The sequence below is a fragment of the Chryseobacterium subflavum genome (assembly GCF_055762745.1).
This window is the reverse complement of record NZ_JBVTMR010000002.1, coordinates 139,918-160,589: the sequence shown is the minus strand read 5'-3', so window position 1 is coordinate 160,589 and position 20,672 is coordinate 139,918. Positions and strand designations below refer to the sequence as shown.

The 20,672-nt window shown below is 35.8% G+C and carries 21 protein-coding genes; 11 read left to right on the top strand and 10 right to left on the bottom strand.

Annotated elements, in window-relative coordinates; translation table 11 throughout:
- Positions 1 to 51 precede the first annotated feature (51 nt).
- From AC0INN_RS10005 to AC0INN_RS09975, 7 genes are all read left to right on the top strand, one after another.
- Positions 52 to 558: a hypothetical protein gene (locus AC0INN_RS10005; protein WP_273650079.1), complete on the top strand. Its 507-nt coding sequence runs from the start codon at positions 52 to 54 to the stop codon at positions 556 to 558.
- 556 nt (positions 559 to 1,114) lie between these two features.
- On the top strand, positions 1,115 to 2,506 hold the full coding sequence (locus tag AC0INN_RS10000) for an RtcB family protein (RefSeq protein WP_273650077.1): 1,392 nt from the start codon (positions 1,115 to 1,117) through the stop codon (positions 2,504 to 2,506).
- An 80-nt stretch (positions 2,507 to 2,586) separates the two neighbouring features.
- Positions 2,587 to 3,132 (top strand): hypothetical protein, encoded by a 546-nt coding sequence (locus tag AC0INN_RS09995; RefSeq protein ID WP_273650075.1) that lies wholly within the window; start codon positions 2,587 to 2,589, stop codon positions 3,130 to 3,132.
- Position 3,133: 1 nt separating this feature from the next.
- The gene (prfH, locus tag AC0INN_RS09990; protein WP_306613029.1) at positions 3,134 to 3,832 is read left to right on the top strand and encodes a peptide chain release factor H; all 699 of its coding nucleotides are present in this window, start codon (positions 3,134 to 3,136) and stop codon (positions 3,830 to 3,832) included.
- Positions 3,819 to 4,304 (top strand): tetratricopeptide repeat protein, encoded by a 486-nt coding sequence (locus AC0INN_RS09985; RefSeq protein WP_273650071.1) that lies wholly within the window; start codon positions 3,819 to 3,821, stop codon positions 4,302 to 4,304. The genes prfH and AC0INN_RS09985 overlap by 14 nt, the downstream gene beginning before the upstream one ends.
- A gap of 98 nt (positions 4,305 to 4,402) precedes the next feature.
- Entirely contained in the window at positions 4,403 to 7,003 is a 2,601-nt protein-coding gene (locus tag AC0INN_RS09980) for a T9SS-dependent M36 family metallopeptidase (RefSeq protein ID WP_273650069.1), read from the top strand.
- A 137-nt stretch (positions 7,004 to 7,140) separates the two neighbouring features.
- A complete protein-coding gene (locus AC0INN_RS09975) occupies positions 7,141 to 8,136 on the top strand; it encodes an enolase C-terminal domain-like protein (protein ID WP_273650067.1) in 996 nt (331 codons plus the stop codon).
- Between the two features lie 16 nt (positions 8,137 to 8,152).
- Here AC0INN_RS09975 and AC0INN_RS09970 read toward each other — a convergent pair whose 3' ends face one another.
- Together AC0INN_RS09970 and AC0INN_RS09965 are read right to left on the bottom strand one after the other, a co-directional pair.
- Positions 8,153 to 8,440 (bottom strand): cytochrome C, encoded by a 288-nt coding sequence (locus AC0INN_RS09970; RefSeq protein WP_273650065.1) that lies wholly within the window; start codon positions 8,438 to 8,440, stop codon positions 8,153 to 8,155.
- A gap of 20 nt (positions 8,441 to 8,460) precedes the next feature.
- Positions 8,461 to 8,754: a c-type cytochrome gene (locus AC0INN_RS09965; protein WP_273650063.1), complete on the bottom strand. Its 294-nt coding sequence runs from the start codon at positions 8,752 to 8,754 to the stop codon at positions 8,461 to 8,463.
- A gap of 141 nt (positions 8,755 to 8,895) precedes the next feature.
- On the opposite strand from AC0INN_RS09965, the gene meaB reads away from it, so the two are divergent.
- A complete protein-coding gene (gene meaB, locus AC0INN_RS09960) occupies positions 8,896 to 9,891 on the top strand; it encodes a methylmalonyl Co-A mutase-associated GTPase MeaB (RefSeq protein ID WP_273650061.1) in 996 nt (331 codons plus the stop codon).
- Here the strand turns inward: meaB and AC0INN_RS09955 are convergent.
- Positions 9,888 to 10,427 carry a DUF4251 domain-containing protein gene (locus tag AC0INN_RS09955; RefSeq protein WP_273650059.1) on the bottom strand — a complete coding sequence of 180 codons (540 nt, stop codon included), beginning with the start codon at positions 10,425 to 10,427 and terminating at the stop codon, positions 9,888 to 9,890. The genes meaB and AC0INN_RS09955 overlap by 4 nt on opposite strands.
- A gap of 106 nt (positions 10,428 to 10,533) precedes the next feature.
- Here AC0INN_RS09955 and AC0INN_RS09950 point away from each other — a divergent pair, with 106 nt between their 5' ends.
- Together AC0INN_RS09950 and AC0INN_RS09945 are read left to right on the top strand one after the other, a co-directional pair.
- A complete protein-coding gene (locus tag AC0INN_RS09950; protein WP_172281311.1) occupies positions 10,534 to 11,340 on the top strand; it encodes a M48 family metallopeptidase in 807 nt (268 codons plus the stop codon).
- A 65-nt stretch (positions 11,341 to 11,405) separates the two neighbouring features.
- The gene (locus tag AC0INN_RS09945; RefSeq protein ID WP_172281309.1) at positions 11,406 to 11,717 is read left to right on the top strand and encodes a hypothetical protein; all 312 of its coding nucleotides are present in this window, start codon (positions 11,406 to 11,408) and stop codon (positions 11,715 to 11,717) included.
- Between the two features lie 38 nt (positions 11,718 to 11,755).
- On the opposite strand, the gene AC0INN_RS09940 is transcribed toward AC0INN_RS09945, so the two are convergent.
- From AC0INN_RS09940 to pgi, 7 genes are read right to left on the bottom strand one after another with little or no spacing between them, the layout of a single operon-like run.
- Positions 11,756 to 12,373: an outer membrane beta-barrel protein gene (locus AC0INN_RS09940; protein ID WP_172281307.1), complete on the bottom strand. Its 618-nt coding sequence runs from the start codon at positions 12,371 to 12,373 to the stop codon at positions 11,756 to 11,758.
- Positions 12,357 to 13,172: an ABC transporter ATP-binding protein gene (locus tag AC0INN_RS09935; RefSeq protein ID WP_172281305.1), complete on the bottom strand. Its 816-nt coding sequence runs from the start codon at positions 13,170 to 13,172 to the stop codon at positions 12,357 to 12,359. Before AC0INN_RS09935 ends, AC0INN_RS09940 begins: the two co-directional genes overlap by 17 nt.
- Entirely contained in the window at positions 13,172 to 13,924 is a 753-nt protein-coding gene (locus AC0INN_RS09930; protein WP_172281304.1) for an MlaE family ABC transporter permease, read from the bottom strand. The genes AC0INN_RS09935 and AC0INN_RS09930 overlap by 1 nt, the downstream gene beginning before the upstream one ends.
- Positions 13,925 to 13,958: 34 nt before the next feature.
- Entirely contained in the window at positions 13,959 to 15,329 is a 1,371-nt protein-coding gene (locus AC0INN_RS09925; RefSeq protein ID WP_273650055.1) for an exopolysaccharide biosynthesis polyprenyl glycosylphosphotransferase, read from the bottom strand.
- A gap of 43 nt (positions 15,330 to 15,372) precedes the next feature.
- Positions 15,373 to 16,002 carry a 7-carboxy-7-deazaguanine synthase QueE gene (locus AC0INN_RS09920; protein WP_172281292.1) on the bottom strand — a complete coding sequence of 210 codons (630 nt, stop codon included), beginning with the start codon at positions 16,000 to 16,002 and terminating at the stop codon, positions 15,373 to 15,375.
- Positions 16,003 to 16,009: 7 nt separating this feature from the next.
- The gene (locus tag AC0INN_RS09915; RefSeq protein WP_172281290.1) at positions 16,010 to 16,894 is read right to left on the bottom strand and encodes a bifunctional 5,10-methylenetetrahydrofolate dehydrogenase/5,10-methenyltetrahydrofolate cyclohydrolase; all 885 of its coding nucleotides are present in this window, start codon (positions 16,892 to 16,894) and stop codon (positions 16,010 to 16,012) included.
- Positions 16,895 to 16,923: 29 nt separating this feature from the next.
- Positions 16,924 to 18,564, bottom strand: coding sequence for a glucose-6-phosphate isomerase (gene pgi / locus AC0INN_RS09910; protein ID WP_172281288.1), 1,641 nt, complete (start codon positions 18,562 to 18,564; stop codon positions 16,924 to 16,926).
- Between the two features lie 350 nt (positions 18,565 to 18,914).
- Between pgi and AC0INN_RS09905 the strand changes: the two genes are divergently transcribed.
- Entirely contained in the window at positions 18,915 to 20,654 is a 1,740-nt protein-coding gene (locus AC0INN_RS09905; protein WP_273650051.1) for a T9SS type A sorting domain-containing protein, read from the top strand.
- The last annotated feature ends 18 nt before the right edge of the window (positions 20,655 to 20,672 follow it).

The following is a 20,672-nucleotide window of genomic DNA, read 5'->3' as shown; positions in this document are numbered from 1 at the left end:
ATATTGGCCATTGTTGTATGGTTTTTGCACTTTTAAGTGAAAAATTTAGATATGGCTTATACAGTAATTTCAATATTCCCTGCTAATGCAGATGTAGAAGGAATAAAAAAAGAACTACAGAATCAAGGATTTAAAGAAGCGGATATCATTGTTTCAAAATCAAAATTAGAAAACGGAACATCGGCAGATGATTACGAAGAAGATGAGAAGACAAAAAGTTTTTGGGACCATATTTTTGTAAATGAAATAGAGCTGCTTACAGCTTATAGAGAAGGAAGTATAGGTAAAATTAATATAATCGTCTATACGGAAAATATAGAGGATGCCAGAAAAGCAAAGGTCATTTTAAATGAAAGTGGTGCTATAGAAGTTAAAAAAGAAGCACAGAATACGGATCAATCAACAGATAAAGATACTGCAGGTTTACCGGAAGACGTTTATAAAGGGATCATTGCTAAAGCAAAACACAACGTTTATTTTCTGGACCCGGAAAGAGTATACCGTCCTAACAGTAGGGGCATGGATGCAAGAATGGATACTTTCGGCTCTAAAGATTAAAGTAATACATGCAGATAAAAAGCTTCAACAGGTTTCCTGTTGAAGCTTTTTATTTTTCAAAAATTTATAATTAAATGATTACTTTTCAGAAAATTGTATATATTTGCACCTGAAAATAAAGTTTAACCAATTTAAAAACAACGAAGCAAATGTTCAAATTTCAAAAGAATTCTACAGTTGGATTGCCCCTTATGGTGGTAAGGCTTCGTGGTTTGGTACATTCATAGAACAATAGTATATTGAAATATCAGAACCCGGAGTCGTGTAGATTTCGGGTTTTTTATTGCGCAATATTTCAAACCTAAGTTTCCCCGAAATCTTTTAATCATTTTTTTGTCTTCCAAATAATTCAGGAGAAATGAAATTTCATTAATACATAGAAATTTTTATTCAATCCGTTTTACTGGAAAGGCTACAATAGGATCATTCAGACGGAAGAAAAATCTCTGCCTGTTATGATGTTATTACAAATCAACTAAAATAATAGTTGAATGGTGTCTGTATGCTTAGAGGTCTATGATTCAGCATCTGACATCTCATATCTAAATTTAAAACAATGGGAAATTTAAAACTTAAAGGAAAAGATATATTAAAATTAGGCTATCCAAATAATCAAAGTGTCAATATAGCTTTGGAAGTCATGAAAAGAAATTTTGCAACAAAGAATATCCATTATGTTAAAGCACTTTTAAAAGAAATTATGCTTCATCCGGAGAACTTTGAGAAAGATTTGACCTTCGGACAAATTGCAGAGGCCTTACTTTCTTCAAAAAAGACAGAAAAGAGAATGCTGAATACACAAAGAGCATCATTTCAGATATTTGGTAACCATATTTCTGAAGAAGCAAAGAATCAGTTATATACTGCTTTAAAATTACCAATAGCAACTCAGGGAGCCCTGATGCCTGATGCACATATTGGTTACGGACTTCCCATAGGAGGAGTGCTTGCCGTTGAAAACGCAGTGATTCCTTATGGAGTGGGAATGGATATTGGCTGTAGAATGAGCCTTAGTATTTTGGATACACCTATTTCATATCTGGACGGCGCTAAAGATAAATATGAAAAAGCGTTGGCTGAACATACCAAATTCGGGATGTATGAAACCCATAAATCACATATTGAACATGAGATCTTTGATCGTGATACATTTGATTTAATTCCTATTTTAAGGAGATTAAAAGGAAAAGCAATCAAGCAAATGGGATCTTCTGGCGGGGGAAATCATTTTGTAGAATTTGGGGAGGTTGAAATTACAGAGGAAGAAGCACAGATAGGTCTGCCGAAAGGAAGATATCTGGGTATTCTTTCACACAGCGGTTCGCGTGGATTGGGAGCGGAGATAGCACAGTACTATTCAAGGGTTGCGATAGAGCAATGTCCTTTACCTAAAGAAGCTCAAAATTTTGCATGGCTGGATCTGAATACCCATATGGGACTTGAATACTGGACAGCAATGAACCTTGCAGGGGATTATGCTTCAGCATGCCATGATGATATTCATAGGAGGCTTGTAAAAGCCGTAGGAGGAAGAGTGAAAGCAAGAATTGAGAACCACCATAATTTTGCATGGAAGGAAATTCATAATGGAAAAGAGGTAATTGTCCACAGAAAAGGGGCTACTCCTGCCAATGAAAATGAGCTGGGGATGATTCCCGGATCTATGACAGCAAAGGGATTTATTGTTCGTGGAAAAGGAAACCCTGATGCGCTCAATTCTGCTTCTCATGGTGCAGGAAGAGCGTATTCCAGAGGAGAGTGCAGGAATATGTTCACCCAGAATGATATTAAAAAAGAGCTCAAGCTAAAGAATGTTGTGCTTATGGGTGGAAATGCAGAAGAAGCTCCTATGGCATATAAAGACATCAATGAGGTCATGAACGCACAAAGTGGATTGGTGGATATTCTGGGAACATTTCAACCACGGATCGTGAGAATGGATAAATAATCAAATGATAGTTTTTAGTTGTCAGGTAAGAAATTTAGCTGGCAACTATTAACCATCAATTTTTAATTAAAAAAAGAGAAATGGGAGCACCACATAATATAAAAAGATACGGCGAAGTCTGGCCGGAATTTAGAATTCAATACGGACTTGAAATTTTAGAAAAATTAAAAAATAAAATCATTTTATCGGGAGGCTGGGCCTGGCACTTTATGTCTGAAAAAGGACATACAGAGTATAAACACGCCCATGATCATAAGGATATTGATGTTTTTGTAAAGAAAGAAGATGTTGCGGATGTGGTAATGCTGCTTGTGAAAGAAAGCTTTCAGAAGGTATGGACGCGATATGACCATCTGCCAAGTGAGGAAAATTTTAGGAGATATGAAAAAACAATAGAATTGGAAAGCGGGAAGTTCCATAGAATTACCATCGATTTTTTTGAAAGGGATGACCTGGAAACCATATTAGCCAATGGATTTACGGTTGTAAAGCCTGAAGTGTTGCTTACTTTTTACAGAAATATTCATTCCAGTGACAAATGCTGGGCAGTGATAACCGCCAGGGATTTGTTGGAAAAAGGAATTGATCCAGTGGGGCACCCCAGATTAAGTGAAATACCAAAATAAAATGGACAAACTTATACAAATCACTTCGGGAAGAGGACCTTTAGAATGCCAATGGGTAGTTGCTAAAGTTTTGAAAGTATTCCTTGAAGAAATAAAACAGGAAAAAATACAATACGAAATCATCCACAGAGAAAACGGGGATGAAAATCTGACCCTAAAATCGGTTACCCTTCTTTTAAAAGGAAAGGATACATCCGGATTTTTAAAAAACTGGTTGGGAAGTATCTGTTGGAGCGGAAGAAGTACCTTTAGAAAACTGCATAAACGGAGCAACTGGTTTATTGGAATCTTTGAAATTGAAAATACTCACGAAGTGGGTTTTAGCGAAAAGGATATTCAGTTCCAAACGACAAGAAGCCAAGGAAGCGGAGGGCAAAATGTCAATAAGGTAAATACTGCGGTAAGGGCGACCCATCTTCCGACAGGAATAAGTGTTTTTGCACAGGATTCAAGGTCGCAGTTGGAGAATAAAAAACTTTCTGTTATGAGATTAAAGGAAAAAGTAATGGAATTAAATATTCAACAAATGGCCAATAGGATGCAGGAAACCTGGACCCATCATCTGCAGGTACAAAGGGGAAATCCTATCCGTACTTTTTCAGGGACGGATTTTAAACATAATTATAAAGATAAATCCTTTAAAAAAACAAGGAGCAGTCTTAAGAATGAACTTAAAAATTTAAAAGATGACCTTAACTAAAAATAAATATTATTTTGAAGCATTGGATAACTATCCATATAATCTTCCTTCTTGTCTGGAAGCTCTGAACTATGCTTTATCCTACGATCCGGAAGACGCCGACAGCCTTTGCCTGATGGGGAGAATATACAGTGAAATGTTAACAGATTATGAAAAAGCAAAATTATATTTTGCGGAGGCAATGTTTCATAATGTTTCAAATCTTAATACTCCCCAATATTATATTAAATGTCTTTTAGATAATGAAGATCTTGATGAGGCAGAAAAATTGATTGAGTACGCTTTAAAGATCAAAGGGATTGATAAGTCCAGAATATTAATTCATAAATCTTTATTGTTTGAGATCAGATTGGAATATAGGAAAGCTTTGAAACCATTAAAAGAAGCCAGAAAATACAGCTATAATAAGGAAATGATTGATATTCTTGAAGAACGGGTTAAATTTATTAAATCAAAAATGCCGAAAAAATAAAGAATTTGAACATAAGAGTATTTTTTTGATTAAAAGCAGTAGTTTTCATTAAGGATATTCTGTAAAAATTGTATATTTATTGCTTAAAAATTATATTTATGAGTAAAAAATTATTTTTATTGCCTGTGTCTGTGGTGATGCTTTTTTGTTTTGATAAAATGAACGCTCAGAATTCTGAAAATATCATTCATGATTTTTACAAAAGAAATGGACAGCTAAATTTAAAGAGCGGTAATAATAGCCAGGTTGGGATTGAGATTTTAAATAATGATTCTTCCAAAAGTTTGAACGCTAATATTTTGGATGTTCAACAAACTTACAATGGACTTAGGGTTTATAATGCTTTAGGCAAAGTCATTATAAAAAATGATAAGATCATTTCCGAAAAAAATACCTTTAGTAGAAATATTGTTATTGCTAATCAGCCAAAAGTTTTGAAAAGCCTTTCAAAGGAGTTTCTCAAGCAGCAATTGGGATTACGCGAAATCGCAAACATAGATTATTTGACAGATGTGTATTTTGAGAAAAATGGATTATATATTTTATCTAAAGAGTTATTTGTTTCAGATAAAAATACGTCAGATGTTTGGCATGTAATTGCCAATGCGAGTAGTGGAGAAATACTTAGTAAGGATAACCTGACACTTGATTGTAGTTTTGAACGGAATATCCATCCGCACGAAGCCTCTAACGGATTGGAGGCAACTGAAAAGATGAATAATGCACAAATGCTTCAAGGAGTGGCTAATAAAATCCCAAATACAAAGTTGGTTAATAGCTTGTTTCCTCCTTCCAATGCTTCCTATAATATTTTTCCTTTACCTCTGGAAGCTCCCACATTTGGTTCTCGTTCAACTATTAATAATCCATGGGATGTACAAGCCTCTCCCGAGGGATGGCATTCGGATGGGACAAATAATTACACAAACACGAGAGGAAACAATGTTTATGCCTATTCAGATCAAAATAATGCCAATGTTCCAGGATATTCACCAGATGGAGGAAGTACGCTTAATTTCGATTTTCCTTTTGCAGATGGAAGGTATGATGATCCTTTTGCCTACAAAGACGCTGCTATCACCAATTTGTTTTATATGAACAATAAAATGCATGATATATTTTATAAATTCGGATTCACAGAAACGGCGAGAAACTTTCAGACGAATAACTTTAATAATGGTGGAATAGGGAATGATGCCGTGAGAGCAGAGGCTTTTGATGGAAGTGGACTTAACAATGCTAATTTTAGTTCAGGTTATGAAAGAGTTGTTGGAGGGCAGCCCCAGGTTTTAGCGCCTAGAATGCAGATGTATCTTTATGATAGAACACAGACTCCTGATGATCCTATCATAAGGTATCAATACAACAGTCCTGCATCAATTACTAGCAGGCCAAAAGTATTAACAGGTGGAGCAGGATTTGGACCGGTTTTTGGCCCGCCAGTGACAGGAGACCTCATTGTTTCATCACCTACAGATGCATGTACAGCGCCAGCGCCGGGTAGTCTTACAAACAAAATTGCAATTGTAACAAGTACAAGTTGTGAGTATGGTCTCAAAGTATTGAATGCTCAGAATGCAGGTGCTGTTGGTGTAATAGTCTATAGACCTTCTAATGACACTCCCACAAGCATGGGTGCTGGATCCTATGGATCTCAAGTCAATATTCCTTCTATAAACATTGGGAAAACAGAGGGGCTTTTTCTGGTTGGAGAGCTTAACAATGGCAATGCTATTAATGCCACATTGGACTTTGATTATGATGGATTTAAGCATTCGAGTTTTGATAACGGAATTATTGCTCATGAATACGGTCATGGTATTTCAAATAGATTAACCGGTCAGGGATACAGTTGTCTATCGACAACTAATACCATTGAACAAATGGGGGAAGGATGGTCAGACTACTTTGCCTTGATGCTGACTACAAGACCAGGTGACACATCATCCTTAGCAAGAGGTGTAGGAACTTATCCGAAAGGGCAGCCAGTTACAGGAGTTGGGATCAGACCGGCTAAGTATTCTCCGGATTTTTCTGTAAACGGGTATACATATAATAGTACCAATACTGCTGTCGTTCCTCATGGTGTAGGATTTATTTGGGCTACCATGCTCTGGGATCTTACCTGGAAGTATGTTGAAAAGTATGGATATAATAGTGATGTATTGGCAAACCCAACATCCGGTAATGCAAAAGCATTACAGATAGTGGTTGATGGGCTTAAGCTGCAACCATGTAGTCCAACCTTTATTGATGGTAGAGATGCTATTCTTCAAGCTGATGCTATAGGAAATGGAGGAGAAGATAAATGTATGATTTGGAAAGCATTTGCCAAAAGAGGATTAGGAGTAAATGCTTCTGCGGGAAGTAAAACGGTGGGAACTGATCAAGTAGAAGATTTTACTATTCCATCGGACTGTGATAGTGTGCTTGCAACCAAGGAAAGTAATCTTGCCGATAATCAATTTATTATATTCCCTAATCCTACTTATGATGAGTTCTTTGTTGGAAATATAAATAAATCAAAAGATGAAGTGGAAATAAGGGTATTTGATATGTCGGGAAAAGTGGTGATTACTGATTCAAGAATGCCAGAATCTAAAAAAGCCATTTCTACAAAAAGTTTTCCTAAAGGAGTATATATGGTTCATATTAAACAAGGACTTAAAAGTCAAATTGAAAAGTTAATTGTAAAGTAAAAAACAATTGTTAAGATTAGAATAAGGTTGTTTCAAGAGCACTTTTACTTTCGAAATTCTGTCTGATGGCTTTGTCATTCTGGAGATTGGAGAGTATTGTTGATCTTTTGAGACAGCTTTTTTTGTAGCTTTAATGTATGGAACTGCGTTTTGAAATCAAATCCCTTCGATTAAAAGAAACTTTCTCAATAGCTTATGGTAATTATAACACCAGAGAAAGTTTGGTTATCGAATTATCTCACCATAATTGTAAAGGATATGGAGAGTGTGTTGCCATCGATTATTATAAGATTAATCTGACCATGTTGGTTTCAAAATTAAATGAAATCCGTTCCGGAATTGAAGCACGAAAAATTGAACACCCAAAAGAATTTTATCAGTTTCTTTCTTTTTCAGATTTACACCCCTTTTTAAAATCTGCCTTAGATTGCGCCTATTGGGACCTTTTCGGAAAACTTGAAAATAAAAGTTTTATGGAGCTCAATGATCTTTCTTCAACAAATTTAGTGGATAGTTCCATTACTATATCTATAGGAACTATCGGTGAGCAAATCGAAAAAATCGAAAAAAGCAGCTGGAATAAGTTTAAGGTGAAATGCAGTGGTTTACAAAAGGATGGTGTAACCAGACTTTTACAATTGGACAGGAATATCGCTCTGGATTCAAATGCCAGCTTTACGGATGATGATTGTTTATGGCTTCAGGGAAATTCCGATGTGCGAAAATTCACATACCTTGAGCAGCCAAGACCTATCGGTCATTATCAGGTTTTAGAAAAAAATGCTTATGCTAACTGGATGGCAGACGAGGACTGTCAGGAGATGGGTTCTTTAGAAAATTTAATACCTTATTATAGAAGTGTCAATATCAAATTAATGAAATGCGGAGGTTTGACCCCTGCTTTAGAAATGATAAGAAAAGCCAGAAGTTCAGGTTACAAAGTAATGATAGGATGCATGACAGAATCTACAGTTGGGATTTCTGCAGGGTGTGTTTTAACCGGACTTGTCGATTACGTTGATCTCGACGGGGCAAATCTGATCTCCAATGATTATGCTACTGGGAACTTTGTAGAAAAGGGTATCATAATTTTATCGGAGAAACCTGGATTGGGAATAGAGTTAAAAAAATAAGCTTTCATTTGAAAGCTTATTTTTTATTTACAGAAATCAGATAATCATACACCATTTGATGCTGATCATCAGTCAGTTTAGCTTTTGGAGCCATTCTGCTTAACGTTTTGATCCATCCCTGGTCGTCGTGTTTTGCAGGATCCGGTAATTGATGGCATTTGTTGCAGGAATTTTCAAAAATGGTTTTTCCCTGAGTCAGTTGTTCAGAAGCTGTATATTTCGGTCCTGTTACCGCTACACTTTTCGGTCCGCACGAAATCATAAATGCAGATCCTAAAATAATACTTAAAACTAACTTTTTCATTGTAATATTTTTAGATGTGATTATTTTTTTACAGAAACAATATAATCATATACCCATTGATGCTGCTCGTCAGTGAGTTTTGCTTTTGGAGCCATAGAGTTCATAATTCCTACCCATTGAACCGGATTATGTGATGTGGGATCCGGTAGTTTATGACATCTCGTACAAGAGCTTTCAAAAATGGTCTTTCCCTGAGCGATTTGTTCAGCAGTAGATACTGCAGGGCCTATAGCTGAAGTTGCTGTTGATGATTTTGAGGTGCATGATGATACCAGAACAGCAGTAAAAAATGCTATAGCGATTATTTTTTTCATTGTTTCTTATATTTGATTGATAACAAATGTAGCAAATTCCTTATGCTATTGATAAAATCAGGTGTAGTTTTAATTTAGAAGAAATAAAATTAAAAGAGCTTTATGAGGTAGTTTGATGCTTATTTTTATATTTTTGACCTAATGAAATTTTCAACAGAAGACTTGGTGGAAGGAATACGATCAGGAAATAAACGTCTGATCGCAAAAGCTATTACTTTAGTTGAAAGCAAAAAAGCCGAACATCGCCTCCAGGCAGACGAATTACTGAAGGCAATCATGCCATTTACGGGAAATTCCATACGGATCGGAATTACTGGAGTTCCGGGGGCAGGAAAATCTACTTTCATTGAAAATTTTGGACGACTGGCTATTGCTCATGATAAAAAAGTGGCAGTTCTTGCTATTGACCCGAGCTCGGCAATTAACAAAGGAAGCATTCTTGGAGATAAAACAAGGATGGAAGAGCTGGCAAAAGAAGAAAACGCTTTTATCAGGCCTTCCCCGAGTTCCGGATTTTTAGGAGGTGTTGCCAATACAACCTTTGAAACCATGATGATCTGTGAAGCTGCAGGATATGATTATATCCTTATTGAAACTGTAGGGGTAGGACAATCTGAAGTTCTGGTTGCCGATATTACAGACGTATTCCTGTTTCTTAAGATTATTGGAGGAGGAGATGAGCTTCAGGGGATCAAAAGAGGGATCATGGAGATGGTAGATATTATTTTTATTAACAAAGTTGACGAAAGTAATTTACAAAAAGCAAAAACTACCAAACTTGAATTAAAAAGGGCGCTTGATTTTATTCCCCCAAAAGAAAAAGGCTGGAAAGTTCCTATTTTATTGGGTTCTGCACTTCATAATGCAGGCCTGGATGAAATCTACGGTACAATAGCTGAATTTATTGATCTTAAAAAGAAGTCCGGAACATTTGATGAAATCAGAATTCAACAGGCAGAAAAGCGGTTTGAATATTGGGTTCAGGAATATATTTTATCCATGATGAAGAAGAGTGATTCCGTAGAAGAAGCTTATTTGTATCATAAAAAAAATGCTTCAGCAATGGTTTCCAACCCAAGTACTGAAGCTAAATTGTTTGTAGAAAGATTTTTATCTAACGGGACTCGTGAAAATTAAGGAGCAGATTCAGGGTCGTTCTTAGAAACAAATCCATCATATGATATAGGCTGCCTGTCATTACTTCGTACAGCAGTAAATGCTTTTCCGTTTTTATAAACCTCAATAATGATCTCGTCTACATTGTTTACATCATTAGGCTTAACTCTTACAATCCAGTTTCCTTTTTTATTCTGTGATTTATTGACCGTATAATCTTTCGAAGTGAACCTGTAGCTGTTGCCGCTGGTATTACCATAAGTAGGATTAAATAGTCTTCCGAAATAAGGAAGGGTAACTTCTAACTTGTTTTTTCTCAGTTCTACCGTGTAGTTGCCGTTAAGCTGAAGAATTCTTGTCGATGTTGAGTTGGGCATAGAATTCATAATGTTGATGACATCATAGTTGGTAGGGTTTGCGCGTTCTGCGTGGAACGTAAATTCCTGCGAATTAATCAGCAAATCCGTAGTTTTAGAATCGCCGGTATTTTGTGAAGAACAACTTTGAAAAAAGAAGATAAATCCCAAAATATATATAAGTGAAATATATTTTTTCATGACCTTAATAATTATTAAATTTAAATAGCAAAATGTATGCAAATATATAGGTTGTAAAACTTTTTGGAATAATAATTGTTAAAGTTGAATTATTAACACTTAAACTATGAAATTAACTTATCTATTAGGAATAGGAGCAATTGCTTTATCAGTTGTAGCTTGTACCACGAACCCTATTACGGGTAGATCTTCGTTGCAGTTGGCAAATAATTCTGAAATATTAACGATGTCATCTCAGGAGTATAGAACAACATTGTCCAAATCAAAGATTATATCAGGGACGGCAGATGCTAAAAGAGTGGTAAATGTAGGAACAAGAATAAAAGGAGCTGCTGAAAGATACTATCAAAGTATTGGAAGATCTGCAGATCTGGCAAATTATAGCTGGGAGTTTAACCTTCTTCAGAGTAATGAATTAAACGCCTGGTGTATGCCTGGTGGAAAGGTAGCTGTATATACAGGAATATTACCGGTAACTAAAAATGATAACGGACTGGCAGTAGTTTTAGGCCATGAGGTTTCTCATGCTTTGGCAGGACATGGAAATGAAAGAATTTCCCAGGCAATGGTAGCGCAATACGGCGGGACTATATTAGGCGGAACTATTTCTAATTCCCAATGGGCTAATATTTTTCAGAAAGTATATCCGATTGGTTCGCAGGTAGCTTTGTTAAAATATGGAAGAAATCAAGAGTCGGAAGCTGATCAGATGGGATTGTATCTGATGTCTATGGCCGGATATGATCCAAGGGAGGCAATTCCTTTCTGGAACAGAATGGAAGCTGCATCTTCTGGAAGCAGACAGCCGGAGTTTCTTTCTACTCACCCAAGCCCGGGAACCAGAATATCAGATATTCAAAAAGATTTACCAAAAGCATTGGAATATTACAAAAATGCAGGTGGGAAAATTTAATCAAATTCAGCTTTGCTAAAATTTCACTACATTAGTAAAGACTAAATCACCAAAAACACAACATTATGAAAAGTATATCAATTACAGGCCTTATACTTTTAGCAGTATCAGCTTTACTTTTTTATTTAACAACAGACTTTGCTGTTGAACAGATCAAGCTTTCTCATATTATGGGAATTATGGGAGGAATCGGGATTGGGCTTATCATAGGTGGAATGGTAGGCTATCTGAGTAAAGGATCTGCTATTAAAGAAGAGCAAAGAAGAAGGGAATTTAAGCAGCTACAGAAAGAGAAAGAAGAGTTGGAAAAACACGCTGTGGAAATTGCAAAACGACAAACTGAATTAGAAAACCAAAATAAAAATCCTCAGGTATAATACCTGAGGATTTTTTAATAGTTGTTATTTTCTTTCGGTTAAAATTTATAACCCAAACCTACCATAAAGAGATTAGGGCGATTATCATATCTGATTTCTTCACCAGATACTCTGTTTACAAAATTTCTTTGATCTTTACTAAATGCACCTTCATATCTTGCGTTGATAAGAAGTTTTTTAATTTCAAGCTGAGCTCCGAACTGGTATCCTACAGTAAAATTATCTCTCGCATTTTCTTTAAAATCATTAAATGTATCCTCCTTAGCCAGGTTATAGCTGGCAACAGGCCCAATGAATACACCCAGCATATCTCCTAATACTTTATGACCTACAAGTACCGGTAAATCGATACGGTTGTTTTTAACATCGAATGTAGTATTAGAAACAGGATCTGTGAATTCATTTTTAAAGGTGGTGTAATACAATTCCGGCATCAGGAAAAATGCCATCGGAAGGTTAGCTTTTAATGAAAGTCCAATATTAAATCCTACATTATTCTTTCCCTTATTGTCTATTGCCGCACTTGCCGTATTGGAGATATTTTTCCACGATGGAGATCCCGTTGGAAAAATTAAGTTTGCCTTACCTGCAAGAGAAATCTGTGCAGAAGCAAACATCGAAAGGCTTAATAGCGCTATACTAAATATTTGTTTCATTTTCGTCTAGTTTTGTGATCGTATTATCAATAGTTTTATTATTTTCAAGTAAATACACCCTCAATTCTTTAAATAGCTCTGAAGAATAAACGAAGTCAATAAGATTTTTATTGCCTGCTGTAATCAGAATGTCTTTATTTCCTTCCCACTCTTTAATTCCTAATCTCAGATAGACAATCTTTTCACCTATCGTCATTACGGAGTTCATATCGTGTGTATTAATGATCGTTGTAGTGTTATATTCTTTTGTTATTTCGAGCAATAGATCATCTATTACATTGGATGTATAGGGATCCAGTCCTGAATTTGGCTCATCACAAAACAAGTATTTAGGATTGTTCACAATGGCTCTTGCAATGGCCACCCGTTTTTGCATTCCTCCGGAAATTTCGGATGGAAATTTTTTGTTGGCTTTATCGAGATGTACTCTTCCAATAACTTCAAAAACTCTTTTTTTCTTTTCCCTGAAACTTAAATTGGTAAACATATCAAGAGGAAACATAATGTTTTCCTCCACTGTAAGAGAGTCAAACAAAGCGCTTCCCTGGAATACCGTTCCGATTTCCGATCGCAGGTGCTGCTTTTCTTCACGGGTCATTGTATTGATGTCTTTACCATCAAAAAGAATTTCACCTGAGGAAGGCTGATATACATTTAATAAACTCTTAAGAAATACTGTTTTTCCCGATCCACTTTGCCCGATAATCAGATTTACTTTCCCTTTATCAAAAGAAGTTGAAATTCCTTTAAGTACTTCAACATCATCAAAACTTTTTTTAAGATTTTTTACCTCAATCATTAGCTTAATATTAATTGGGTTAATATTAATTCGGAAATGATAATAAATACCATTGTCCAAACCACGGCTTGTGTACTCGCTCTACCTACTTCCAGTGAACCACCTTTTACGAAGTAACCGAAGTATGAAGGAACTGTTGCAATAACAAAAGCGAAAACGATCGTTTTTATAAATGCATAGTAAACGAATAAATTAGGCATATACATCTGTATCCCCGTAATATAATCGGATTCCGTCCAGTTTCCTGTTAAAATTCCGGCAATATATCCACCGCCTATACCAAACACAATACTGATTGCAATAAGAAGCGGGTTAAAAATGATACACGCAATTATTTTAGGGAGTATCAGAAAATTGGGTGAGTTAACTCCCATGATATCCAATGCATCGATTTGTTCTGAAACCCTCATTGTACCTATACTGGATGCAATATATGAGCCTACTTTTCCCGCCAGAATCAAACTGATAATGGTGGGTGAAAATTCCAGTACAAGTACTGCTTTTGTAGCGTATCCCACGAACGAAGTAGGAATGGGAAATGAAGAAGCATCAAAGTTGTTGAACATTTGGATGGCAACTACCGCTCCCACGAATATAGATGTAAAGATAACCAACCCGAATGAGTTGACTCCTAAATCATTGATTTCTCTCATGAACAGCTTCCAGAAAACCCTCATTTTCTGAGGTTTTTGCATAGATTTACCAAGAAGAATAATGTATTCCCCTACGGCTGTGAAAAACTTTTTTAACATTCTGCTAAATTAGACTTTTTTTATTAAGCATTCTTTATTTTGCGTTTTTATCTCCACCTAAAACCAGTAAAATAGTTTTCAAAATGATGATAAGATCCAGGATGAAGCTCCAGTTTCTTACATAGAAGGCATCAGCCAGTATCCGCTTTTTCATTTCAACCTCCACATCCCCGGAATCACCCCTGAGCCCGTTTACCTGTGCAAGACCTGTAATCCCTGGATTTACAGTACTTCTAAGACTATATCTTCCTATTTTGGGTTTATAATAATTATCTACTGCCAGCATATGAGGACGAGGTCCTACAATTGACATCTCTCCCCTTAATACATTAATAAACTGTGGCATCTCATCCAAGCTTGTTTTTCTGAGAAACTTACCAATCCCTGTGATCCTTGCGTCATTTTCCGATGTTGTTCTCGTTGTTGACTCATCATTCACCACCATTGTTCTGAATTTTATACAGCTAAATACTTCTTCATGAAAACCATATCTTTTCTGTATGAAAAAAACAGGCCCTTTTGACGTCAGCTTGATAAAAATTGCAATTATCGGAAATAGCCACAAGCAGATACCTATCATAACCACAAGTGAAAAAACGATATCAAACAATCTTTTTAAAAGGTAATTGGAATAATAATCCAAAGGATACTTTGCCTGATTGAGAACCGGCTGAGTCTCTACATATCCCAGGTCGTAAGCAAAAAGATCAGTCTGAGATATATTAGGGATCAGCGAAATATGCACCTTGCTTGCTTCAGCTAATCTGAAAATTTCATCCTCCATCTGAGAGGTAAATGTATTTTCCAGTGGCAGAAATAATGTATGTATTCCATTGCTCTTCCAGAAGGACTGAAGCTCTTGGGTCTGAATTATTTCAGTAGGGTATTCAAAAATTCTGTATCCGAAGTCTTTCCTTTCATTCAATATGTTTTTCAAAACATTCGTAGAGCTGTTCTCACTTAGAAACATCACATTCCTGTTGTTAATTCCTATAGATCTCAGATATTTTATTCCAAAATAAATAATGGATTTTGTAATCAATATAAAAGAAAACAGGTACAGCGACAACCAAGAAAGCTCTGAACTGAAAAATTTATTATTACTTACCTTTCTTATTAATACAAGACCAATTACAAACAATATAAAATGAGTAACAATACGTTCTATAAAAGTAGTGTAGGTAAGGTTTCTTCTTATATTGTAAATTTTGGTTCTTCCACTCAGCAGAATCCAAAAAGAGATCAACAAAAGCAATGGGAACGAATTTTCGTACCAGATATCCTTGTCGTGTATAAGATCCCGGTTTCTGCTTAAAAAAAAGAAAATAAAAACAGATGCAATAACCAAAAGGTCAAGCAAAAGGATAATCGATTTTAAATATCTAGAGTATCGAATTCTCTGCATCTATCGCTATATAAGGGATGTCAGGAGCTAAGATATGTAATTTTTACGGGATATTAAGATATTTATGCGTCTGAACTGAGGCCTGCCATTCCGGATTTGCTAAAATGAAATCAGTAATTTTCGGATACATTTCATCACGTTTACTCCATTCACTTTGAAGATACAGCTTACAATCTTTTGAAACCTTAGCAGCTTGCTCCTGTGCAAATGCAAAATCGTGATTATTGAAAATAATTACCTTCAGTTCACTGGCTTTCTCATATACATCTTCTTTTGGAAGACCTGTTTTCTTTGGAGAAAGGGTGATCCAGTCCAGTTGTCCGCTTACAGGATAAGCCCCCGAAGTTTCAATGTGTATGGTACATCCCAAGCCCTTTAGCTTGGAGGTTAAAATATCCAGATTCCACATCAAAGGTTCGCCACCGGTTAAAACGATGGTTTTACAATGTTTTGCTGCTGTTTCTGCAATTTCTTCAGCATTCATCAATGGGTGAAGATCAGGATTCCAGCTTTCCTTTACGTCACACCAATGGCAACCCACATCGCAGCCACCCAATCTTATAAAATAAGCGGCTTTTCCTGTGTGTGCTCCTTCACCTTGTAAAGTGTAAAAATGCTCCATCACAGGGAGCATTTTACCTTCATTTAATAAAATATCTTCTTCTTTATTCATTTTTAAATTAGTCGTTATAGACTGAAGTTTTATAAGCAATGATGGTGTTTTTCATCAACATAGCTCTTGTCATGGGACCAACTCCTCCGGGAACAGGTGTAATCCAGCTCGCTTTTGCAGCACAGCTGTCAAAATCTACATCACCTGCCAGATAATATCCTTTGGGAGAGTCATCATCCACTCTGGTAATTCCTACATCTACGATTACAGCACCGTCTTTAATCATTTCTCCCTTTAAGAAATGAGGATCTCCCAAAGCCGTAATGACAATGTCTGCTTTTTTAGTATATTCTTCAATGTCCTTGGTATAAGAGTGTGTAAGGGTAACAGTAGAATTTCCAGGGAAGTCTTTTCTTCCCATCAAAATACTCATGGGTCTCCCTACGATTTTACTTCTTCCGATAATTACACAGTCTTTACCTTTAGTTTCAATATTATATCTTTCTAACAATGTTAAAATTCCAAAAGGGGTAGCAGGTAAGAAGGTATCCATTTCCAATGCCATTTTCCCGAAATTTTCAGGATGGAATCCATCAACATCTTTTCTTGGATCAATAGCATTAATGATTTTCTCCTGATCAATCTGATCCGGTAAAGGTAACTGAACGATGAATCCATCCACAGCTTTAGATTTATTCAGCTCATCTATTTTTTCCAGTAATTCAGATTCGGAAACCGTACTCGGGAATTTAATAAGGCTGGATTGAAAACCTACTTCCTCGCAATCCTTTACTTTAGCATTTACATAAGCCTTGCTTGCTCCGTTGTTTCCAACAAGGATGGCCACCAAATGAGGTGCTCTTCTTTTGCTTTCAAGAATCTTTTCAACTTCTGTCTTGATTTCTGCTTTTATTTCTTTGGATACTTTTAGTCCGTCAAGAATTTCTGCCATTTTACTTTTTTATTAGATATTTACTTTCTTTATTTATTGTCCTTATAATAATTGATCAGCCCGTTAGTCGAACTATCGTGTGACCCAATAGTTGCATCATTCTCCAGTTCAGGTAGAATTTTGTTGGCTAATACCTTTCCAAGCTCTACTCCGAATTGATCAAAACTGAAGATATTCCAGATCACTCCCTGAACAAAGATTTTATGCTCATACATTGCTATTAACTGGCCTAATGAAAAAGGAGTTAATTCTTTGAATAATATGGAGTTAGTTGGTGTGTTTCCGTGGAAGACCTTGAAGTTTAACAGCCTTTCTATTTCCTCATCCGATTTTCCCGAATTTCTTAATTCTTCCTCTACTTCTTCTTCATTTTTTCCAAAAGCAAGCGCTTCCGTCTGAGCGAAAAAGTTAGCCAGTAGTTTGTCCTGGTGATCAGAAACCTTATTACTACTTTTTGCATAGGCTATAAAATCAGCAGGAATTAATTCCGTACCCTGGTGGATCAGCTGATAGAATGCATGCTGTCCATTTGTTCCTGGCTCTCCCCAGATAATAGGACCTGTTTCATATTCCACAAATTCACCATTTCTGTCTACGCATTTTCCGTTGCTTTCCATATCTCCCTGTTGTAAGTACGCAGCAAATCTGTCAAGATACTGGGAGTAAGGCAAAATAGCATAAGTAGTTGCAGCATAAAAATTACGGTACCAGATGCCAATGAGACCCATTAAAACCGGAATATTTTCTGAAAAGTCCGTGTTCTGGAAGTGTTGATCGGTATCAAAAGCTCCTTTTAACAATTCTTCGAAGTTTTCATAACCTACTGCCAGAACAATACTTAATCCGATAGCACTCCAAAGAGAATATCTTCCGCCAACCCAGTCCCAGAATTCAAATATGTTATCTTCTGCGATTCCGAAGCTTTTAACTGCTTCGATATTAGTGGATAAAGCTACGAAATGTTTGGCAACGTCATCCTGCTTTCCAGCTTGTAAAAACCAATCTTTTGCAGAGTTGGCATTAGTCATTGTTTCCTGGGTTGTAAAAGTTTTGGAAGCAACGATAAACAGAGTTGTTTCAGGATTTAAATTTTTAACGACTTCTGCAATATGGTTTCCGTCCACATTAGATACGAAATGAACGTCCAGCCTTGTTTTGAAGTGTTTTAGCGCAGAGCATACCATCACAGGACCAAGGTCAGAGCCTCCGATTCCGATATTAACTACATCCGTGATTTCTTTTCCGCTGAATCCTTTGTGCTCTCCGGAAATTATTTTCTCGGAAAAAGATTTCATATGGTCAAGGACTCTTCTGATGTGAGGCTTTACATTTTCTCCATCTACCAAAATTTCCTTATCCGAAAAATCCCTTAAAGCTGTATGAAGAACTGCTCTCCCTTCTGTTTCATTGATTTTGTCACCACTAAACATTTTAGAAATGGCGTCTTTTAGCTGGCATTCTTCAGCTAAATTCAACAACAATTCTTTAGTCCTTGAATCCATCAGGTTTTTAGAGTAATCAAAAAGAAAATTTTCTTTTTTTATTGAGAACTCTTCAAAACGATTTTCATTGTATGCGAAAAGGGTTCTTAAATCGAAATCATTTCCTGCAAAGTGTTCATCAAGGGCTTTCCAGCTGTTGGTGTGTATGGGATTTATTTTTGATAGCATATGTTCAAAGTTAAAATTCTAGGTTGAGAATCAATAATTTTATTGGAATCTTGAGATTAAAATGCAAATTTAAGGAAAAATAAAACCTCCGGGAAAAATTGGCCATGGTAAAATGTAAAATTATGGTGATCATCCGGATGTTGTATCCTTTTCATGATTGTTGTGCCAGGAAGTGAGATTAATATTTGTTAATTTTCAATATATTATAAATTGATAATTAGTTTTTTACGGGAACCTTTGTATATTTATACGCCGTTACGTAATTCTGAATAATGCATCTCTCGCATTAACCACAAAGCCTTTTAAAAGAGGTGAAACCGTGAATACATATCACTTAAATATATCGTTAAATGAAAAAAATTATTAAAATCACAGTATTATTACTGGTGTATAACCTGGGATTCGGCCAGACCAATTATTATGTAGATAAAGCAAACGGAAGCGATAACAATAACGGAAGCAGCACCGCTCCATGGAAAACAATACAAAAAGCAGCCACTAAGGCTACTCCAAACAGTATTGTGAATATTAAGGCAGGTACTTATTACGAAAATGTTGTTATCAACGTAAGTGGAACTAGTGGAAACTATATTACTTTTAAAAATTATGCCAATGATAATGTAATCATTGACGGAACAAATACCCCGGGAAGTACTCTGTTGACGGTGACGAATAAAAGTTTTTTGAAATTTGAAAACCTGACCATCCAAAACAAAACAGTAAATGATGCGCAGGGAGTGCTTGTTCAAACAACGGGAATCGGTTCATCTACAGATCTCACGTTCAAAAACATAAAGGTTACAAAAATTAATTGGAATGCAAATAAAGATATACCGGTTAATCCTAATAATAATGCGCAGGGCTTTATTGTGTATGGTCGTAATGGCGGAATTACCAATCTTACGATAGACGAATGCAAGGTGTTTAATAATATTTTGGGTTATAGTGAAGCATTGGCTGTAAATGGAAATATAGATGGATTTATAGTCAAAAATTGCAAGGTATACGATAATACAAATATCGGAATTGATATCCTAGGACATGAGGGTACAGCATCAAATACGTCATTAGATGAAGCCAGAAATGGAGTAGTGATTAATAATGAGTGTTATAATAATGTTGCAAAGTATGCAACTTCCGCAGGGATTTATGTTGATGGCGCGAGGAATATTACTATAGAAAGAAATAAAAGTTATCAAAATGGATATGGAATTGAGGTCGGAGCTGAGCGAGATGGGATTGTTCAGCAAATTACTGTAAAAAACAATTTAATATATAAAAATAAAGAAGCAGGGCTTTCGATAGGAGGGTTTGATGATAATACCACAGGTCAGGTTATTAATAGTGTTATCCGAAACAATACATTTTTACAAAACGACACTGCGAATAAAGGATCTGGAGAAATTTCGATGAGCAAAGCTTCTAATTGTACTTTTGAGAACAATATTTTTTACACTGGCCCGGAAAATTTATTGATGTTTATAGATAACAAGAGTCCACAATCGAACAATACTTTTAATTATAATTGTTGGTATACTCCAAATAATGATCAAAATGATATCGCAGTAGATTGGAGAGGAACAACCTATGATACATTTGCAGCGTATAGATCTGCAACTGGCCAGGACGCCAATTCTCTTTATGCTAATCCAAGTTTGGTATCCATTTCAAGTACAACACCTATTGTAAAATTAAATGCAGCAAGTGTTTGTATAAATAAGGGAAAACCAACTACTGCTATTACTTCAGGCGAATTGGATTTTTATGGAGCTGGGAGAATTTCAAATACAATTATCGATATAGGGGCAAGTGAGTACAGTGCTACATTAGGTACTACAACCAATGAAATTTTAAATTTTGGAACGATTTCCCCTAACCCATCAAGTGGTATTTTTAATTTTGAATTAGATGCAGATAAAAAGCCGTATTTTATAACTGTATATAATATGGGTGGACAAGAATTAAAAAAATATAACTTTTTAACGAACCGGTTTTCCATAGACTTATCGGGGCTTACGGAGGGGACTTACTTTGTTAAAATGCAAAATAAGAATGGAGTGTCTTCTAAAAAAATTATAATAAAAAAATAACCATATAAATAGAAGAAA

What these genes read in the sequence shown, in the direction of transcription:
- AC0INN_RS10005 (WP_273650079.1), top strand. Translation starts at nt 52, where the DNA reads ATGGCTTATACAGTAATTTCAATATTCCCTGCTAATGCAGATGTAGAA.
- AC0INN_RS10000 (WP_273650077.1), top strand. Translation starts at nt 1,115, where the DNA reads ATGGGAAATTTAAAACTTAAAGGAAAAGATATATTAAAATTAGGCTAT.
- AC0INN_RS09995 (WP_273650075.1), top strand. Translation starts at nt 2,587, where the DNA reads ATGGGAGCACCACATAATATAAAAAGATACGGCGAAGTCTGGCCGGAA.
- prfH (WP_306613029.1), top strand. Translation starts at nt 3,134, where the DNA reads ATGGACAAACTTATACAAATCACTTCGGGAAGAGGACCTTTAGAATGC.
- AC0INN_RS09985 (WP_273650071.1), top strand. Translation starts at nt 3,819, where the DNA reads ATGACCTTAACTAAAAATAAATATTATTTTGAAGCATTGGATAACTAT.
- AC0INN_RS09980 (WP_273650069.1), top strand. Translation starts at nt 4,403, where the DNA reads ATGAGTAAAAAATTATTTTTATTGCCTGTGTCTGTGGTGATGCTTTTT.
- AC0INN_RS09975 (WP_273650067.1), top strand. Translation starts at nt 7,141, where the DNA reads ATGGAACTGCGTTTTGAAATCAAATCCCTTCGATTAAAAGAAACTTTC.
- AC0INN_RS09970 (WP_273650065.1), bottom strand. Translation starts at nt 8,440, where the DNA reads ATGAAAAAGTTAGTTTTAAGTATTATTTTAGGATCTGCATTTATGATT.
- AC0INN_RS09965 (WP_273650063.1), bottom strand. Translation starts at nt 8,754, where the DNA reads ATGAAAAAAATAATCGCTATAGCATTTTTTACTGCTGTTCTGGTATCA.
- meaB (WP_273650061.1), top strand. Translation starts at nt 8,896, where the DNA reads ATGAAATTTTCAACAGAAGACTTGGTGGAAGGAATACGATCAGGAAAT.
- AC0INN_RS09955 (WP_273650059.1), bottom strand. Translation starts at nt 10,427, where the DNA reads ATGAAAAAATATATTTCACTTATATATATTTTGGGATTTATCTTCTTT.
- AC0INN_RS09950 (WP_172281311.1), top strand. Translation starts at nt 10,534, where the DNA reads ATGAAATTAACTTATCTATTAGGAATAGGAGCAATTGCTTTATCAGTT.
- AC0INN_RS09945 (WP_172281309.1), top strand. Translation starts at nt 11,406, where the DNA reads ATGAAAAGTATATCAATTACAGGCCTTATACTTTTAGCAGTATCAGCT.
- AC0INN_RS09940 (WP_172281307.1), bottom strand. Translation starts at nt 12,373, where the DNA reads ATGAAACAAATATTTAGTATAGCGCTATTAAGCCTTTCGATGTTTGCT.
- AC0INN_RS09935 (WP_172281305.1), bottom strand. Translation starts at nt 13,172, where the DNA reads ATGATTGAGGTAAAAAATCTTAAAAAAAGTTTTGATGATGTTGAAGTA.
- AC0INN_RS09930 (WP_172281304.1), bottom strand. Translation starts at nt 13,924, where the DNA reads ATGTTAAAAAAGTTTTTCACAGCCGTAGGGGAATACATTATTCTTCTT.
- AC0INN_RS09925 (WP_273650055.1), bottom strand. Translation starts at nt 15,329, where the DNA reads ATGCAGAGAATTCGATACTCTAGATATTTAAAATCGATTATCCTTTTG.
- AC0INN_RS09920 (WP_172281292.1), bottom strand. Translation starts at nt 16,002, where the DNA reads ATGAATAAAGAAGAAGATATTTTATTAAATGAAGGTAAAATGCTCCCT.
- AC0INN_RS09915 (WP_172281290.1), bottom strand. Translation starts at nt 16,894, where the DNA reads ATGGCAGAAATTCTTGACGGACTAAAAGTATCCAAAGAAATAAAAGCA.
- pgi (WP_172281288.1), bottom strand. Translation starts at nt 18,564, where the DNA reads ATGCTATCAAAAATAAATCCCATACACACCAACAGCTGGAAAGCCCTT.
- AC0INN_RS09905 (WP_273650051.1), top strand. Translation starts at nt 18,915, where the DNA reads ATGAAAAAAATTATTAAAATCACAGTATTATTACTGGTGTATAACCTG.